Annotated in this window: 12 protein-coding genes and 1 pseudogene; 11 read left to right on the top strand and 2 right to left on the bottom strand. The window is 61.4% G+C overall.

Annotated elements, in window-relative coordinates:
- Positions 1 to 130 precede the first annotated feature (130 nt).
- Both AB4Z20_RS11280 and AB4Z20_RS11275 read left to right on the top strand, forming a co-directional pair.
- Positions 131 to 244: pseudogene (locus tag AB4Z20_RS11280) on the top strand (DUF4160 domain-containing protein); the annotation flags it as partial.
- Entirely contained in the window at positions 232 to 732 is a 501-nt protein-coding gene (locus AB4Z20_RS11275; protein WP_253472283.1) for a DUF2442 domain-containing protein, read from the top strand. The pseudogene AB4Z20_RS11280 and the gene AB4Z20_RS11275, both read left to right, overlap by 13 nt.
- Here AB4Z20_RS11275 and AB4Z20_RS11270 read toward each other — a convergent pair.
- On the bottom strand, positions 729 to 1,805 hold the full coding sequence (locus tag AB4Z20_RS11270; RefSeq protein ID WP_258690552.1) for a DUF748 domain-containing protein: 1,077 nt from the start codon (positions 1,803 to 1,805) through the stop codon (positions 729 to 731). The genes AB4Z20_RS11275 and AB4Z20_RS11270 overlap by 4 nt on opposite strands.
- 147 nt (positions 1,806 to 1,952) lie before the next feature.
- On the opposite strand from AB4Z20_RS11270, the gene cysK reads away from it, so the two are divergent.
- The 3 genes from cysK to AB4Z20_RS11255 all read left to right on the top strand — a co-directional run bounded on the left by cysK (position 1,953) and on the right by AB4Z20_RS11255 (position 5,438).
- The gene (cysK, locus tag AB4Z20_RS11265; protein WP_092150801.1) at positions 1,953 to 2,927 is read left to right on the top strand and encodes a cysteine synthase A; all 975 of its coding nucleotides are present in this window, start codon (positions 1,953 to 1,955) and stop codon (positions 2,925 to 2,927) included.
- A 368-nt stretch (positions 2,928 to 3,295) separates the two neighbouring features.
- Entirely contained in the window at positions 3,296 to 4,234 is a 939-nt protein-coding gene (locus tag AB4Z20_RS11260) for an aspartyl/asparaginyl beta-hydroxylase domain-containing protein (RefSeq protein WP_214512054.1), read from the top strand.
- Between the two features lie 340 nt (positions 4,235 to 4,574).
- Positions 4,575 to 5,438, top strand: coding sequence for a DMT family transporter (locus AB4Z20_RS11255; protein WP_258690554.1), 864 nt, complete (start codon positions 4,575 to 4,577; stop codon positions 5,436 to 5,438).
- Positions 5,439 to 5,541: 103 nt separating this feature from the next.
- On the opposite strand, the gene AB4Z20_RS11250 is transcribed toward AB4Z20_RS11255, so the two are convergent.
- Positions 5,542 to 6,450 (bottom strand): DMT family transporter, encoded by a 909-nt coding sequence (locus AB4Z20_RS11250; RefSeq protein WP_258690555.1) that lies wholly within the window; start codon positions 6,448 to 6,450, stop codon positions 5,542 to 5,544.
- Positions 6,451 to 6,580: 130 nt separating this feature from the next.
- On the opposite strand from AB4Z20_RS11250, the gene aceK reads away from it, so the two are divergent.
- The 6 genes from aceK to AB4Z20_RS11220 all read left to right on the top strand — a co-directional run bounded on the left by aceK (position 6,581) and on the right by AB4Z20_RS11220 (position 16,633).
- Positions 6,581 to 8,302 carry a bifunctional isocitrate dehydrogenase kinase/phosphatase gene (gene aceK / locus AB4Z20_RS11245; protein ID WP_442089889.1) on the top strand — a complete coding sequence of 574 codons (1,722 nt, stop codon included), beginning with the start codon at positions 6,581 to 6,583 and terminating at the stop codon, positions 8,300 to 8,302.
- Positions 8,303 to 8,666: 364 nt separating this feature from the next.
- Complete coding sequence (gene hrpA, locus AB4Z20_RS11240) at positions 8,667 to 12,578, top strand: ATP-dependent RNA helicase HrpA (RefSeq protein WP_442089888.1); 3,912 nt, start codon at positions 8,667 to 8,669, stop codon at positions 12,576 to 12,578.
- Positions 12,579 to 12,904: 326 nt separating this feature from the next.
- Complete coding sequence (locus AB4Z20_RS11235; protein WP_320390037.1) at positions 12,905 to 14,026, top strand: beta-ketoacyl-ACP synthase III; 1,122 nt, start codon at positions 12,905 to 12,907, stop codon at positions 14,024 to 14,026.
- 174 nt (positions 14,027 to 14,200) lie between these two features.
- The gene (locus AB4Z20_RS11230) at positions 14,201 to 14,812 is read left to right on the top strand and encodes an RNA polymerase sigma factor (RefSeq protein ID WP_253472299.1); all 612 of its coding nucleotides are present in this window, start codon (positions 14,201 to 14,203) and stop codon (positions 14,810 to 14,812) included.
- Positions 14,806 to 15,042 carry an anti-sigma factor family protein gene (locus AB4Z20_RS11225; RefSeq protein ID WP_003198910.1) on the top strand — a complete coding sequence of 79 codons (237 nt, stop codon included), beginning with the start codon at positions 14,806 to 14,808 and terminating at the stop codon, positions 15,040 to 15,042. The genes AB4Z20_RS11230 and AB4Z20_RS11225 overlap by 7 nt, the downstream gene beginning before the upstream one ends.
- A 280-nt stretch (positions 15,043 to 15,322) precedes the next feature.
- Entirely contained in the window at positions 15,323 to 16,633 is a 1,311-nt protein-coding gene (locus tag AB4Z20_RS11220) for an OprO/OprP family phosphate-selective porin (RefSeq protein WP_214512047.1), read from the top strand.
- Positions 16,634 to 16,699 lie beyond the last annotated feature (66 nt).

Genomic DNA, 16,699 nt, shown 5'->3' with positions numbered 1-16,699 from the left:
CATGTTTTTACTTACGGTCAGCCGCTCTTGTGGCGAGGGAGCTTGCTCCCGCTCGAGTGCGCAGCGCTCGCAGGCTTTTGGGGCCGCTTCGCAGCCCAGCGGGAGCAAGCTTCCTCGCCACAGGGGTACCACATTCGAAGTGATGATGGGCCGGGCGCCGCCATTGATCATCAAGGAAGCGCTGGACTGGGTCAGCGCCCATCAAGCGCAACTGCTGGAGGATTGGCAACGATGCTACCCATGAAACGACCGCGGCTATTGGCCGTGCAGCCTTTATTGCCGTTCAGCCTGGACCTGACGTTCATTGACGGTCAGCAACTGAGGCTGGACTTGAGCGCCGATGTACAACGTTATCCAGGCTTGCAGCCTTTGCTTGAAGATGGAGCGTTTGAGGGCGCAGCCCTGGGCGACGATGGCTGGAGCGTGGAATGGCCTGCGCTGGATATCCAGATCGGTGCCGATACCTTGTATCTGGACGCACTGGCGCAGAACGCCGTGGACGAAAATACCCGCATCTTCATCGGTTGGCGCGCCCGCACGGGCCTGCCGCTGAACCAGGCGGCTGAAGCACTGGGGGTCAGCGCTCGCAGCATCAGCCGCTACAGCAGCGGTCGCGAGGCTGTGCCGCGTTCGCTGGCCTTGGCATGCCTGGGCTGGGACTCATTGCAGCAAGGAGCGGGAATAGCGGCAGCAGAAGCGCCCGGCCGCTACACCGTCACGCGCAAGCCCTAATCGGTCGACGGCGGCGGTTGTTCATAACGGGCATTGAAGGCCTCGACGAAACCGTTGCGCAGGATCTGCAGGAAGGCTTCGAAGGCGCTGATGTCCTGCTGGTGAACATTGCCGCTGAGTTCCACGCGGGTGGCGAACTGGTTCTTGCGCTGGTTCTTGAGGGCCGTTTCGCCTGTGCCGACCAGCGCTTCCCAGACCGAGCGGAAGATGTTCTTGTTCTGGTTTTCCACGTCCTGCTGCCAGTCGAACACATCGACATCGCGCAGCAATGGCTTGATGTAGCCGCTGAGCTTGGCGTTGTCGGCTTCGGCCTCGATCACCAGGTCGCCGTGACCGGCATTGAAATCGAATTTTCCATAAGCGGCGGCGAAATCGTTCAGGCGCTTGAGCTCGATGTTCCTGGCCCGCAGGCGGAAGTCGAAATCCTCGAAGTCGCTCAACGGGTCGAAGGTGGCCTGCATTTCCAATGGAGCGTGTTCGGCCACCAGAGCCTTGCCCTCGAAACGGGCGTCGCGCTTGCCTTTGGTGTCGACCACGTTGGTCAGGTTGTAGAAGTTGGCGTTGACGTTGGTGGCTCGCAGGTTGACCGGTGGCTTGGAGTTGAAATTGCGGAAGGTGACCTTGCCATCGCGGATGCGCACTTCGTTGAAGGTGATGGGCAGCAGTTTGCTCAACTGCTCGCGCCAGTTGGTGCCCCGGCCGGTCTGGGAGTTCTGGCGGTTGGCGCCGCCGTCGACGAAGTTCACTTCCGGGCGGGCGAATTCAACCTCGGCGACCACCGCATGGTCATACCACAGCGAGTGCCAGCTCACAGACAGGTCCACCAGCGGTGCGCTGACGAACGGCACCGGGACCTTGCCGTCGACCTTGACGATTTCCAGGCCATTGATCCGGTAGGCACCGCGCCACAGGGCCAGGTCCACGTCGGTGATCCGGCCGCGATAATCGCCCATGTCGGCCAGTTTTTCGTTCAGGTAGTCGCGTACCAGATAAGGCAAGGTGAAATGCAGGGTCACCAGCACCGCGACGATGGCGGCGAAAACCCACAATGGCCAACGGTATCGACGCTTCATGTCAGTCAGTCTCCAGCGTGTGTTGGGGGAGCGCCTTCTAATGCCATTGACTGTCGCAGCAACGGGAACGTTCGGTGCAACTGGACGCCCATGGGCAAGAGGCATACCTTTAAAGGCTTACATTCCCGCTGCATCAAGGACCCAGCCATGAGCCGTATATTCGCTGACAACGCCCATTCCATCGGTAATACGCCGCTGGTGCAGATCAACCGCATTGCCCCGCGCGGTGTGACCATCCTGGCCAAGATCGAGGGGCGTAACCCAGGGTATTCGGTCAAGTGTCGGATCGGCGCGAACATGATCTGGGACGCTGAAAGCTCGGGCAAACTCAAGCCGGGCATGACCATCGTCGAACCGACTTCGGGCAACACCGGGATTGGCCTGGCGTTCGTCGCCGCCGCTCGTGGCTACAAGCTGATGCTGACCATGCCCGCCTCCATGAGCATCGAGCGCCGCAAGGTGCTCAAGGCCCTGGGCGCGGAACTGGTGCTCACCGAACCGGCGAAGGGCATGAAAGGGGCCATCGACAAAGCCGCCGAGATCATGGCCGGCGATCCAGCCAAATACTTCATGCCGCAGCAGTTCGATAACCCGGCGAACCCGGCGATTCACGAAAAAACCACCGGTCCGGAAATCTGGAACGACACCGACGGCGCGGTGGACGTGCTGGTGGCCGGTGTGGGCACCGGCGGCACCATCACCGGCGTTTCACGGTACATCAAGAACACCTGTGGCAAACCGATCCTGTCGGTGGCGGTCGAGCCCGAGGTTTCGCCGGTGATTACCCAGGCGATGGCGGGCCAGGAGATCAAGCCCAGCCCCCACAAGATTCAGGGGATCGGCGCCGGGTTCGTGCCGAAGAACCTTGACCTGTCGATCGTTGACCTGGTCGAGCGGGTCTCTGACGACGAGTCCAAGGCCATGGCCCTGCGCTTGATGCAGGAGGAGGGCATCCTCTGCGGGATCTCTTGTGGCGCGGCGATGGCCGTGGCCGTACGCCTGGCGGAAAAACCGGAGATGCAGGGCAAGACCATCGTCGTGATCCTGCCGGATTCGGGCGAGCGGTACTTGTCGAGCATGTTGTTCAGTGATCTGTTTACCGAGCAGGAGATTCAGCAGTAACTGTATGTAGGAACTGGTGGAAGAGCTTTTGTGGCGAGGGAGCTTGCTCCCGCTCGAGTGCGCAGCGCTCGCAGGCTTTTGGGGCTGCTTCACAGCCCAGCGGGAGCAAGCTCCCTCGCCACAAAAGGTTGTCGCAGGAGCTTGCCTTGGGAGCCTGCCGCAAGAGGCCTCAGGTTGCATTGCACGGGTTGTTTGACAGGCGTCAGCCAAGGTTCAGGTGGCGCCTGTTAGAAAGTGTTTATTGCGTTTTACTCAACAGAGAATGTTGTGTCAGACGGTGTTTACCCGGGCCATTAGGGATTAACATGGCCTTCGGCTACGTCGGGCAGTAGGCGTTGCGTCAGTTGTTTTGGACAAGGAATTATAAAATGACCGTTTCGTTTGTCGCCAAGGCCTCGGTGTTGCTGCTGTTTCTGGGCAGTACGCTTTATGTGCATTTGCGTGGCAAGGCGCGTTTGCCGGTGTTGCGCCAGTTCGTCAACCACTCGGCGTTGTTCGCCCCCTATAACGCCTTGATGTACCTGTTCTCCGGCGTGCCCTCGAGACCTTACCTGGACCGCAGCAAATTCCCCGAACTGGATGTGCTCAAGGACAACTGGCAAGTCATCCGCGACGAGGCCATGCACCTGTTCGACGAGGGCTACATTCGCGCTGCCGAGAAGAACAACGACGCGGGTTTCGGCTCGTTCTTCAAGAAGGGCTGGAAGCGTTTCTACCTCAAGTGGTACGACAAACCGCTGCCGTCGGCTGAGCTGTTGTGCCCCAGGACGGTCGCGCTGGTCAGCCAGATCCCCAATGTCCGGGGCGCGATGTTTGCCCTGCTGCCGGGTGACAGCCATCTGAATCCCCACCGAGATCCCTTCGCCGGCTCGTTGCGTTATCACTTGGGCCTGTCCACCCCCAATTCCGACGACTGCCGGATCTTCGTCGACGGCCAGATCTACGCCTGGCGTGACGGCGAAGACGTCATGTTCGATGAAACCTATGTGCACTGGGTCAAGAACGAAACCCCGCAGACCCGCGTGATCCTGTTCTGCGATGTCGAGCGGCCCCTGAAAAGCCGGTTGATGACCCGCCTCAACCGCAGCATCAGCGCGTTCCTCGGTCGCGCTACCGCGCCGCAGAACCTGGACGATGAACACGTCGGTGGCATCAACCGGGCCTATGCCTGGAGCAAATCGTTCAGCGACGGCATCAGTGGCCGGGTCAAGCAATTCAAACGCAAGCATCCCAAGGCCTACCGGGTGATGCGGCCGGTGTTGGCGGTGGCGGTGCTGACGGCGCTTGGCTATTGGTTGTTCGGTTAAATATTGCGTTGTCCATCGAGCGCTGGTTATAGTCAGCGCTCTTCGGGTTTTCGAACCCGCTCCTTCAAGAGATCGGCTCATGCCTGCATCCCCTGTCATCGCGGTTGTGGTTCCAGCGTTCAACGCTGGCGTCGTGCCGTGTGGGAACCAGCAGCCTGCGCAGATCGGTCAATACCCCCCACCTGTCCGTAGCTCATCGGTGTACGCCTTCGTATCACCGCCGGGTGTTGGCATTCAGGGCTGATCGGCAACGGTTGCCATCCCCCTGTGCCCGCCTGAAAAAACTACTGGACTTCAGTTTCGGCTGAGTTGGCTTTTTGCCTGACTACAGGTGGTATTCATGTTTTCCCTTTCCAAAAACGCCTTGTTGGCGGCGGCTTCCACGAGCCTGTTCGTTTTGCTGTGGAGCAGTGGGGCGATCTTTTCCAAGCTGGGCCTGGCCCATGCATCTCCCTTCGCCTTTTTGCTGATCCGTTTTGCCATCGCGCTGTCGGCGCTGGTGCTGTTGATTCCGTTGCTCAAGTTCAAGCTGCCCAAGACTGGCAAGCCGATGCTGTACGCGGCGACCACCGGGTTGGTGCTGCTGGGCGCCTATCAGATTTTTTATCTGCTGGCGCTGCAAATGAGTGTCACGCCGGGGGTCATGGCAACCCTGATGGGCGTGCAACCGATCCTGACCGTGGTGCTCATGGAGCGGCAGCGTTCCTGGTTGCGGATGTTCGGCCTGATGCTGGGGTTGGTCGGGCTGGTCATGGTGGTGTACCAGGGCATCGGCCTGGCCGGTATGTCCCTGGCCGGGATGCTCTGCGGGTTGCTGGCACTGGTGAGCATGACGGCCGGTTCGATCATGCAGAAGCGCATCACCGACAACCCCCTGGGCACGCTGCCGGTGCAGTACCTGGCCGGGCTGTTGCTGTGCGCGGTGTTCGTGCCGTTCCAGCCGTTCCATTTCGAGTACAGCACAGGGTTCTTCGTGCCGGTGTTGTGGATGGGGCTGGTGGTGTCGGTACTGGCGACATTGCTGCTGTACCGACTGATCGCCCGCGGCAACCTGGTGAATGTCACCAGCCTGTTCTACCTGGTACCGGCGGTGACGGCGATCATGGACTACCTGGTGTTTGGCAACCGGCTGGCGTTGTTGAGCCTGCTGGGGATGGTGCTGATCATCGTGGGATTGGTGTTTGTGTTTCGTAAAAGTCGCTAGCCCTTAGCTATTGGCTGGCTGTACCACCGCTATCGCGAGCAAGCTCGCTCCCACAGGGTTATGCACAGCCCTTTGTGGGAGCGAGCTTGCTCGCGATGGCGTACTACCGGGCAGACACTTCAGCTGGTTTAACAGCTGCGGGCTTGAGCACCAACCACAACGCCGCCGCAATCAACACCCCGCCATACAGATGCGCCATCCCCAACGGCTCATCCAGCAGCAACGCCCCCCACAGCACTCCGAACGGCGGGATCAGGAAGGTCACGGTCATGGATTTGACCGGGCCTATCGAGCTGAGCAGGCGGAAATAAAGGATGTACGCCAGCGCGGTACACACCAGGCCCAGCCCCAGCAGTGACAACCAGACGCTCCAGCCACCCCAGCTGGCCGGTGGTTGGCTGATGACGCTGTAGCCAAACAGCGGCAGCAAGAACACCGTGGCGCCGAACATGCTGCCCAGGGCCGAGAGACGGCTGTCCAAGCCACCTTGCTGATCGAGCCAGCGACGGGTGAGGAAACCGGCGAAGCCGTAGCAGGTGGTGGCCAGCAGGCAGGCGAGGGCGCCCATCAACAGTTGCAGGTCGAACGCCACCGGGCCGGCACGGGTCAGGATGCCGACGCCGAGCAGCCCAAGGAAGACACCGCCGACCTTGGCTGGGGTGAGTTTTTCGCTGAAGAACAAACCGCCGATCAACACCCCCATCAACGGCGTGGTGGCGTTGAAGATCGCCGAGTAACCGGCCGGCAGCACCTGGGCCGCCAGCGAATAGAACGTGGCCGGAATGCCCGAGTTGATCAGGCCCAGCCCCATCACGACTTTGAGCTTGCCGCGAAAATTCCAGTCGACGCGCATCAGGGCCAGGATCACCAGCAGCCCGACGAAGGCGATGGACACGCGAAAAAAGGCAGTGGGGATTGTGCCAATGACGGGGGCGATAATGCGCATGAACAGGAAACTGGCGCCCCAGATAGCGGCCAGTGACAGTAAACGCAGGATATCAACGAGGTTCACAAGTCATTCCTTCCTTGATTGGGCGGCAAGTGTCGCCGCCCTGAATGGCGATGGCAATGGTTGCGTTGCCGCGTGATTGGCCTCTAAGCTCAGTCGCCAATAACAAGCATGACCCGCCGAGGTTTACCCTATGCCGCAGCCATGGCCCGCCATCGAAATCGCCCGTTCGATCCTCGACGGCTTCGACGATTATCGTGAGCATTTCCGGCAGATCACCGATGGCGCCCGCGCCCGGTTCGAGCAGGCCCTGTGGTTGGAGGCGCAAACGGCTTCGGCGGCGCGCATCAACTTGTATGAAGAAAAAGTCTTCGAAACCGTTGCCAGGCTGCACAACGCCTTCGATGACGAAACCCTGATGGACGTGAGCTGCTGGCCGCTGGTCAAGAGCGCCTACATCAGCCTGATCGACCTGCGCTTCGACGATGAGCTGTCGGAAACCTGGTACAACTCGATCTTTTGCGGGTTGTTCAGCCACGACCTGATCAGCGACGGCACCATGTTCATCCACACCACCCGGCCCAGCCTGCGCCGGGCCCGTGCCGCCCAGACTCGCACCTACAAACCCCTGGGGCAGTTGGACCGGATGCTGGCGAGCGTGTTCGCCGATTACCGTTTCAGCGAGGACTACGCCGATCTGCCGGGCGACCTGCAGCGCCTCGAAGCGCAGTTGCGTGAGAACCTGCCGGACTGGGTCTGCAAGGACCCGGAGCTGACGGTGGAGTTGTTTTCTTCAGTGCTCTATCGCAACAAGGGCGCCTATCTGGTGGGCCGGATCTACACCCGCGAGGACCAGTGGCCGCTGGTGATCCCGCTGTTGCACCGCGAGGGCCGGGGTATCCAGATCGATGCGCTGATTACCGACGAGGCGCAGGTGTCGATCATCTTCTCGTTCACCCGCTCGTACTTCATGGTGGACGTGCCGGTGCCTGCGGAATTCATCGGCTTTCTCAAGCGCATCCTGCCGGGCAAGCACATCGCCGAGTTGTACACCTCCATCGGTTTCTACAAGCACGGCAAATCCGAGTTCTACCGAGCGTTGATCAACCACCTGGCGAACACCGACGACCAGTTCATCATGGCCCCGGGTGTGCGTGGCATGGTCATGAGCGTGTTCACCCTGCCGGGCTTCAACACGGTATTCAAGATCATCAAGGACCGTTTCTCGCCGTCGAAAAACGTCGACCGGGCCACGGTGATCGAGAAGTACCGTCTGGTGAAAAGCGTCGACCGGGTCGGGCGCATGGCCGATACCCAGGAGTTCGCCGATTTCCGTTTTCCCCTGAGCAAGTTCGAGCCGGCGTGCCTGGAGGAACTGCTGGAAGTGGCGCCGTCCACGGTCTCGGTGGAAGGCGACACGGTGCTGATTCGTCACTGCTGGACCGAGCGCCGCATGACACCGCTGAACCTGTACCTGGAAAACGCCAACCCGGACCAGGTGCGCGAGGCGCTGGAAGACTATGGCCTGGCCATCAAGCAACTGGCGGCGGCCAATATCTTCCCCGGCGACATGCTGCTCAAGAACTTTGGCGTGACCCGTCACGGCCGCGTGGTGTTCTACGACTACGATGAAATCTGCTTCCTGACCGAAGCCAACTTCCGCCACATCCCCCAGCCCCGCACACCGGAAGACGAAATGGCCTCCGAGCCCTGGTACTCCATCGGCCCGCTGGACGTCTTCCCCGAAGAATTCCCGCCGTTCCTGTTCGCCGACGCCGGGCAGCGCAAGCTGTTCGACCAGTTGCACGGCGAGTTGTACAACGCCGACTACTGGAAAGGCCTGCAAGAGGCTATCAGGGCGGGGAAGGTGATCGACGTGTTCCCGTACCGGCGCAAGGACCTGGACAACGAATAACCGTGGCCGTGAACGAAGTCCCTGTGGCTTGTGGCTTGTGGCTTGTGGCTTTTGTAGCTTTTGTGGCGAGGGAGCTTGCTCCCGCTGGGTCGCGAAGCGGCCCCGGGATTTTGCGGCTGCTGCGCAACCGAGCGGGAGCAAGCTCCCTCGCCACAAGAGCATTCCTTGACGCAAATCCCCTGTGGGAGCGAGCTTGCTCGCGATAGCGGTGTATCAGCCAGCATTGAGGGTGACTGACTCACCGCTATCGCGAGCAAGCTCGCTCCCACAATTTAGGGGGTGGGGCTGCTTTGTGTGCTCGGCGCAATAGCCGCAAATCTGCGACAATCGCCCCCTGCTCAAACCGACGACCCTTGCGTACCTGATGACTGACCAAGCCCCCGCTATCGACAAGCTGCTGAAAAACCTCGACCACGCCATGCTCGCAGACCGCAACCGGTTGCGGCGCCAGTTGCTCGAGCTGCGCAAGAAGCCCGACGAGGCCAAGCTGGCCCAGTGGGTGGCGCGCATGCAGGCGTCGTGCGATCAGGTGCTGGCGCGCAAGGCGAGTCTGCCGGTGATCCGCTACGACGATAATTTGCCGATTGCCGCCAAGCGCGACGAAATCAAGGACGCGCTGCTCAAGCACCAGGTGCTGATCATCGCCGGCGAAACCGGCTCGGGCAAAACCACGCAGTTGCCGAAGATCTGCCTGGAAATCGGTCGCGGCCAGCATGGCTTGATCGGCCACACCCAACCGCGGCGGATCGCCGCGCGCAGTGTGGCGAGCCGGGTGGCCGAGGAACTGGCCACGCCGTTGGGGGCGCTGGTGGGCTATCAGGTGCGGTTCGAGGACCAGAGCGACGCCAACACCCTGATCAAGCTGATGACCGACGGCATCCTGCTGGCCGAGACCCAGAATGACCGTTACCTCGAGCGCTACGACACGATCATCGTCGACGAAGCCCACGAACGCAGCCTGAACATCGACTTCCTGCTCGGCTACCTCAAGACCCTGCTGCCACGTCGTCCGGACCTGAAAGTCATCATCACCTCGGCGACGATTGACCTGGAGCGTTTCTCCAAGCATTTCGATGACGCGCCGATCGTGGAAGTCTCGGGCCGCACCTTCCCGGTGGAAACCTGGTATCGCCCGCTGACCCTGGAGCAGGACGAGGAAGGCAACCGGGTCGAGGACGACTTGACCGTCGACCAGGCGATCCTCGCCACCCTCGATGAAATCGCCGCCTACGAGCGCAGCGAGCGGCGCAGCCCTGGGGACGTGCTGGTGTTCCTGCCGGGCGAGCGGGAAATTCGCGACGCCGCGGAGATGCTGCGCAAGGCCCAGCTCAAGCACACCGAGATTCTGCCGCTGTATGCGCGACTGTCGCCGGCCGAACAGCAACGGATCTTCCAGTCCCACCCGGGCCGTCGCGTGGTACTGGCGACCAACGTCGCCGAAACCTCGCTGACCGTGCCGGGCATCCGCTACGTGATCGACAGCGGCACCGCGCGCATCAGCCGCTACAGCTACCGGGCCAAGGTCCAGCGCCTGCCCATCGAAGCCATTTCCCAGGCCAGTGCCAACCAGCGCAAGGGCCGCTGCGGGCGGGTCGAGCCGGGGATCTGCGTACGGCTGTACAGCGAAGAAGATTTTCTTGGACGGCCGGAGTTCACTGACCCGGAAATCCTGCGCACTAACTTGGCGGCGGTGATCCTGCAGATGCTGCACCTGCGTCTCGGCGAGATCACCGATTTTCCGTTCATCGAACCGCCGGACGGCAAGGCCATCAGTGACGGTTTCAACCTGCTGCAAGAATTGTCGGCGGTGGACCGCAACAGCCAGTTGACCCCGCTCGGTCGCCAGTTGGCACGCCTGCCGGTGGACCCGCGCATGGGCCGGATGCTGTTGGAAGCGGCGAAGCTGGGCAGTTTGCAGGAAGTGTTGATCGTCGCCAGCGCCATGTCGATCCAGGATCCCCGCGAGCGTCCGCCGGAGCGCCAACAGGCGGCGGACCAGGCCCACGCTCAGTGGAAGGACGCGGATTCGGACTTCGCCGGGCTGGTCAACCTGTGGCGCGGTTTCGAAGAGCAGCGCCAGGCCCTGACCGCCAGCCCGCTGCGCAACTGGTGCCGCAAGAACTTCCTCAATTACCTGCGCCTGCGCGAGTGGCGTGACTCCCATCGCCAGTTGAGCCTGATCTGTCGCGACATGCAGCTGAGCCTCAACAAAGAACCGGCCGACTTCCCGAAATTGCACAAGGCGGTGCTCTCGGGCCTGTTGAGCCAGATCGGCCAGAAAACCGAAGATGGCGACTACCTCGGTGCTCGCCAGCGGCGGTTCTGGGTCCACCCCTCGTCGGGCCTGGGCAAGAAGCGTCCGCAATGGCTGATGACCGCCGAATTGGTGGAAACCACCAAGCTGTATGCGCGCATGGTGGCCAAGATCGAACCGGACTGGATCGAACCGCTGGCCGGGCACCTGATCAAGAAAAACCACTTCGAACCCCATTGGGAGAAGAAGCGCGGGCAGGTGGTGGCCTATGAGCAAATCACCCTGTTCGGGCTCATCGTCGTTGGTCGGCGGCCAGTGCATTACGGGCCGGTGGACCCGGTGGTCTCCCGTGAACTGTTCATCCGCGAGGCGCTGGTGCGCGGCGAGATCCAGTCCAAGGCCAAGTGCCTGAGCGCCAATACCCGGTTGCTGGAGCAACTCGACGAGCTGGAAGCCAAGGCCCGTCGCCGCGACATCCTGGCGGACGAGGAAACCCTGTTTGCGTTCTACGACGCGCGCTTGCCGGCCGAGATCCACCAGACCGCGACGTTCGACAGCTGGTACCGGATCAACAGCCAGAAAGACTCGCAACTGCTGATCATGCGCGAAGAAGACGTGCTGGCCCGCGAAGCCAGCGAAGTCACCGCCGCACATTACCCCGACACCTTGCGCGTCGGTGACCTGACCTTGCCGCTGAGCTATCACTTCGAGCCCAACCACCCGCGCGACGGCGTGACGTTGCGAGTGCCGGCGCCACTGCTGCCGATGCTGCCGCCGGAACGCCTGGAGTGGCTGGTGCCAGGGGTGATCGAAGCCAAGTGCATCGCCCTGGTGCGCAACCTGCCCAAGGCCTTGCGCAAGAACTTCGTGCCGGTGCCGGATTTCGTCAAGGCGGCGCTGCAACGCATCACCTTCGCCGAGGGCTCGTTGCCGCAGTCCCTGGGCCGTGAGCTGCTGCGCATGACCGGAGCGCGGGTCAGCGACGAGGCCTGGGCCGAAGCGGCCCAGCAAGTGGAAAGCCACCTGCGCATGAACCTGGAAATCGTCGACGGCCAAGGCAAGTTCCTCGGCGAGGGCCGCGACCTGGCCGAGCTGACGGCGCGTTTTGCCGAAGCCAGCCAGGCGGCCTTGGCCGTGCCGCAAACGGCGAAAAGCCAGGCACCGGTGGAGGCGAAGGTCTTCGCGCCGGTGGCCGAGAAAACCCAACAGAAGATCGCCGGGCTGTCGATGACGGTCTACCCGGCGCTGGTGGAAGAGGGCGGCGTGGTCAAGGAAGGGCGTTTCCCGACGCCGGCCGAAGCCGAGTTCCAGCATCGCCGGGCCTTGCAGCGCTTGCTCATGCAGCAATTGGCCGAGTCGGCCAAGTTCCTGCGCGGCAAGCTGCCGGGGCTGACGGAACTGGGCCTGCTGTACCGCGACCTGGGCCGCATCGACAGCCTGGTGGAAGACATCCTGCTCGCCAGCCTCGACAGTTGTGTGCTCGAAGGCGAAGCGAGCCTGCCCCGTGACGGCGCCGCACTGGCCTCCCTGGCCGAGCGCAAGCGCGGCGGCTGGACCGAGCACGCCGAGCGCCTGGCGAAGCTGACCCTGGACATCCTCAAGCTCTGGCATGGCCTGCAAAAACGCTTCAAGGGCAAGATCGACCTGGCCCAGGCCGTGGCGCTGAACGATATCAAGCAGCAACTCAGCCACCTGGTGTACCCGGGCTTCGTCCGCGAAACCCCGCATCAATGGCTCAAGGAATTGCCGCGCTACCTCAAGGCCATCGAGCAACGCTTCGAGAAGCTCGGTAGCCAGGTGCAGAAAGACCGGGTCTGGAGCGGCGAGCTGTCGAACCTCTGGGCCCAATACCAGGCCCGCGCCAGCAAACACGCCCAGGAAGGCAAGCGTGATCCGCAACTGGAGCTGTACCGCTGGTGGCTGGAGGAATACCGGGTGTCGCTGTTCGCCCAGCAACTGGGGACCAAGGTGCCGATCTCGGACAAGCGCCTGGGCAAGCAGTGGGGGCAGGTGGAGGGTTGATGGCAGCCCCTCTAACCCCTGTGGGAGCGAGCTTGCTCGCGATAGCGGTGGTTCAGCCTGCATGGATGTTGACTGATACACCGCTATCGCGAGCAAGCTCGCTCCCACAGGGTAGGGTGTTGTAGTGAAGGGAGAATGGGCCAAACGCCAGCGTTTATGGCAAACTTCGCAGCTATAAATGCCGGTCCCGTGGTTTTGAGCTTCAATGCCCCGGGCGGATCGGAATAAAGCGATGCCAGGGCTGCTTCCCCGGATGGGAAAAGTCCCTTTGTGTATTGGTACGTCGGTGCCAATGCTTTCTGCCTGAACAGATCAGAGACACGACCATGCATAACGTCGTCATCAGCGGCACCGGCCTGTACACCCCGGCCAACAGCATCTCCAACGAAGAGCTGGTGCAATCTTTCAATACCTATGTCGCGCAATTCAACGCCGACAACGCCGACGCCATCGCGCGCGGTGAAGTCGAGGCCTTGACCGAGTCCAACGCCGCGTTCATCGAAAAGGCTTCCGGCATCAAGAGCCGCTTTGTCATGGACAAGGACGGCATTCTCGATCCACAACGCATGACCCCACGCTTGCCCGAGCGCTCCAACGACGAGTGGTCGGTGCTGTGTGAAATGGCTATTGGCGCTGCGAAGCAGGCCCTGGAGCGCGCCGGCCGCACCGTCGCCGACATCGACGGGGTGATCGTCGCCTGTTCCAACCTGCAGCGTGCCTACCCGGCCATCGCCATCGAAGTTCAGGAAGCGCTGGGCATCGAAGGTTTCGGTTTCGACATGAACGTGGCCTGTTCCTCGGCCACTTTCGGCATCCAGGCAGCAGCCAACAGTGTGCAACTGGGACAGGCCCGGGCAATCCTGATGGTCAACCCGGAAGTGTGCACCGGTCACTTGAACTTCCGTGACCGCGACAGCCACTTCATCTTCGGCGACGCGGCTACCGCCGTGATCATCGAGCGGGCGGACCTGGCGACCTCGCCGTACCAGTTCGACGTGGTCAGCACCAAGCTGCTGACCAAGTTCTCCAACAATATCCGCAACAACTTCGGCTTCCTCAACCGCGCCGCGGAAGAAGGCGCCGGTAGCCGCGACAAGCTGTTCGTCCAGGAAGGCCGCAAGGTGTTCCGCGACGTCTGCCCGATGGTGGCCGAGCTGATCGGTACCCACCTGGAAGAAAACCAGCTGAACGTTGGCGAGGTGAAGCGCTTCTGGCTGCACCAGGCCAACCTGAGCATGAACCACTTGATCGTGCGCAAACTGCTGGGACGCGAAGCCACCGAAGAGGAAGCCCCGGTGATCCTCGACCGCTACGCCAACACCAGTTCGGCCGGTTCGGTGATTGCATTCCACAAATACCAGGATGACCTGCCCAGCGGCTCGGTTGCCGTACTCAGTTCGTTCGGCGCCGGTTATTCGATTGGCAGCGTGATTTTGCGCAAGCGTTGATCCACTGTTGCTGCGTCGAATTTTTTTGTGGGGGCAAGTCCTTGTGGGAGCAAAGCTTGCTCGCGAAACAGGCGACTCGGTTTATGGAGGACCGCGTCGCCTGCATCGCGGGCAAGCCTTGCTCCCACATAAATCCCCGCCACAACCGCGATCTATCCAGCAATAGGGCGTTGAATGACGATCACCGATGACACCCTCCTGCTCCAACGCCTCCTGGCCGGTGAGCAGCAGGCCTACAAGGAGCTGGTCAGCGCCTACCAGAGCCCGATGCGCGCCGTGGCCTATGCCATCGTCGGCAGCCGCCATGTCGATGAAGTGGTGCAGGACGCGTGGCTGTCGGTGGTGCGTAATCTCAGTGGTTTCCAGGGGCGTTCCAGCCTCAAGACCTGGCTACTGACCATCACCGCCAACGCTGCCAAAGGGCGCTACAAACAGAACCGTCGGGAGGTGTTGCTAGACGATCTGCCGTCACCCCATGGCACCCTCGGCGATGATCGTTTCGCCGCCGACGGTCATTGGCTGCTGGCGCCGTTCGCCTGGCACCAGGACACGCCTGAGGCGCTGCTCACGATGGAGGAATTACGCGATTGCCTGGAGCACACATTGCTCAGCCTGTCGGAACTGCAAGGCAGCGTGCTGAACCTGCGGGAACGCCAGGGGCTGGAGCTGGAAGAAATCTGTAATCTTCTGGATATTTCGCTCTCCAATGTGCGAGTGCTGTTGCATCGCGCCCGGCTGAAAGTCTTCGCGACTGTTGAACATTTCGAGGAAACCGGCGAATGCTGACCTGCAAGGAACAAGTGGCGCGCTCCAGCGATTATCTCGACGGCCAGTTAAGTTTTCGTGAACGCCTGATGGTGCGTCATCACCTGATGTTCTGCCCCAACTGCCGGCGTTTTATCCGCCAGATGCGCCTGATGCAGGCGACCCTCAGGAAACTGCCGCAACCGCCGATTCCCGACCTGGATCACCTCGCCGAGAAACTCGCCGCCGAGCGCCGTAGAAACATCCGCTAACCCCCAGGCACCACCCACCCCCTGTGGGAGCGAGCTTGCTCGCGATAGCGGTGTATCAGTCAACATCAATGCAGACTGAACCACCGCCATCGCGAGCAAGCTCGCTCCCACAGGGGGTTTCGGTTATTCCTATTCGAAGTAAAAAGTTCCGCTGTCATAAAATCTTTATGTGATAGCAACTCGCCTGACACAACCCGTCGCCAAGATCCCCTCCCAACACCAGCGGGCCCAGTTCCGCGTGTTTTCTAACGGCACAGACTACCAACAGGGGAATTCTTCGATGATCCGCAAGCACTTCGCAGGTGTTGCCGCCAGCGCACTGGCAATGGCAGTAACCGCCCAGGCTTTCGCCGGCACCGTCACCACCGACGGCGCCGATATCGTGGTCAAAACCAAGGGCGGCCTTGAGGTCGCTACCACTGACAAAGAGTTCAGCTTCAAGCTCGGTGGTCGTTTGCAGGCTGACTACAGCCAGTTCGACGGTATCTACACCGACAACGGCAAATCGGCCGACGCCGCTTACATCCGTCGCGCCTTCCTGGAACTGTCCGGCGTGCTGTACACGGATTGGGCCTACACCATCAACTACGACATGTCCCACAACAGTGGCGACTCCGATAACGGCTACTTCGACGAAGCGTCCCTGGCCTACAACGGCTTCAAGCCGGTTTCGATCAAGGTTGGTCGTTTTGACCCCGACTTCGGCCTGGAAAAAGCCACCAGCTCCAAGTGGGTGACTGCGCCAGAGCGTAACGCTGCCTACGACCTGATCGACTGGACCAACAGCCATCAGAACGGCCTGGGCCTGCAAGCCTCCAGCACCTTCGCCGATTCGTTCTATGCCTCGGCCGGTGTGTTCAGCAAGGACACCGACGACACCGACGGCGACAGCGTCAAGCAAGTCAACGGTCGCTTTGTGTTCGCCCCGATGCACGAAGCCGGCAACGTGCTGCACTTCGGTGTGAACGTGGCTTCGCGCGACGTTTCGGACACCGTCTTCGATGCGCGTTATCGCTCCCGCCTGGGCATGCGTGGCGTTGAAACCCTGGGTGGCAACGACGCCGGCCCTAACGGCAACCGTCCGGTACTGGGCGGCGCGAACAACTCGCCAGCCGGTTCGTACGACCGCGACACCGCGTTCGGCCTGGAAGCCGCTTTCGCCATGGGGCCTGCGTCGATCCAGGGTGAATACATCACTCGCAAGACCAAGGCTGATGCCGATGGTTTCGAAGACATCAAAGGCCATGGTTTCTACGTACAGGGCGCGTACACCCTCACCGGCGAGTCCCGTGGTTATAAAGTCGGCAAGTTTGACGCGATCAAACCTCAGAACAAATCCATCGGCGCCTGGGAAGTGTTCTATCGCTTCGACAGCTTGACCGTCGAAGACGACAACATCACCACTGCCTCGGCGACCCGCGACGTGGGCGATGCCGAAGCCAAGGTGCACAACCTGGGCGTGAACTGGTACGCCAACGAAGCGGTGAAAATTTCCGCTGCCTACATCAAGGCCAAGACCGACAAAGTCACCAACGCCAATGGCGACGACGATGGCGACGGTTTTGTGATGCGTGCCCAGTACGTGTTCTAAATCGCGCTGACTTGATACACCGCTCTGACTTCATCCGTTAAAGCGCTCCTTTGAACCCCGCCCCTG

The organism is Pseudomonas sp. KB_12 (assembly GCF_052114545.1).
Lineage (GTDB): Bacteria > Pseudomonadota > Gammaproteobacteria > Pseudomonadales > Pseudomonadaceae > Aquipseudomonas > Aquipseudomonas brassicacearum.
The sequence above is the reverse complement of the archived record's forward strand: the minus strand, read 5'-3'. Positions and strand labels throughout refer to the sequence as shown.

What these genes read in the sequence shown, in the direction of transcription:
- AB4Z20_RS11230 (WP_253472299.1), top strand. Translation starts at nt 14,201, where the DNA reads ATGACGATCACCGATGACACCCTCCTGCTCCAACGCCTCCTGGCCGGT.
- aceK (WP_442089889.1), top strand. Translation starts at nt 6,581, where the DNA reads ATGCCGCAGCCATGGCCCGCCATCGAAATCGCCCGTTCGATCCTCGAC.
- AB4Z20_RS11275 (WP_253472283.1), top strand. Translation starts at nt 232, where the DNA reads ATGCTACCCATGAAACGACCGCGGCTATTGGCCGTGCAGCCTTTATTG.
- AB4Z20_RS11260 (WP_214512054.1), top strand. Translation starts at nt 3,296, where the DNA reads ATGACCGTTTCGTTTGTCGCCAAGGCCTCGGTGTTGCTGCTGTTTCTG.
- AB4Z20_RS11225 (WP_003198910.1), top strand. Translation starts at nt 14,806, where the DNA reads ATGCTGACCTGCAAGGAACAAGTGGCGCGCTCCAGCGATTATCTCGAC.
- AB4Z20_RS11220 (WP_214512047.1), top strand. Translation starts at nt 15,323, where the DNA reads ATGATCCGCAAGCACTTCGCAGGTGTTGCCGCCAGCGCACTGGCAATG.
- AB4Z20_RS11270 (WP_258690552.1), bottom strand. Translation starts at nt 1,805, where the DNA reads ATGAAGCGTCGATACCGTTGGCCATTGTGGGTTTTCGCCGCCATCGTC.
- cysK (WP_092150801.1), top strand. Translation starts at nt 1,953, where the DNA reads ATGAGCCGTATATTCGCTGACAACGCCCATTCCATCGGTAATACGCCG.
- AB4Z20_RS11255 (WP_258690554.1), top strand. Translation starts at nt 4,575, where the DNA reads ATGTTTTCCCTTTCCAAAAACGCCTTGTTGGCGGCGGCTTCCACGAGC.
- hrpA (WP_442089888.1), top strand. Translation starts at nt 8,667, where the DNA reads ATGACTGACCAAGCCCCCGCTATCGACAAGCTGCTGAAAAACCTCGAC.
- AB4Z20_RS11235 (WP_320390037.1), top strand. Translation starts at nt 12,905, where the DNA reads ATGCATAACGTCGTCATCAGCGGCACCGGCCTGTACACCCCGGCCAAC.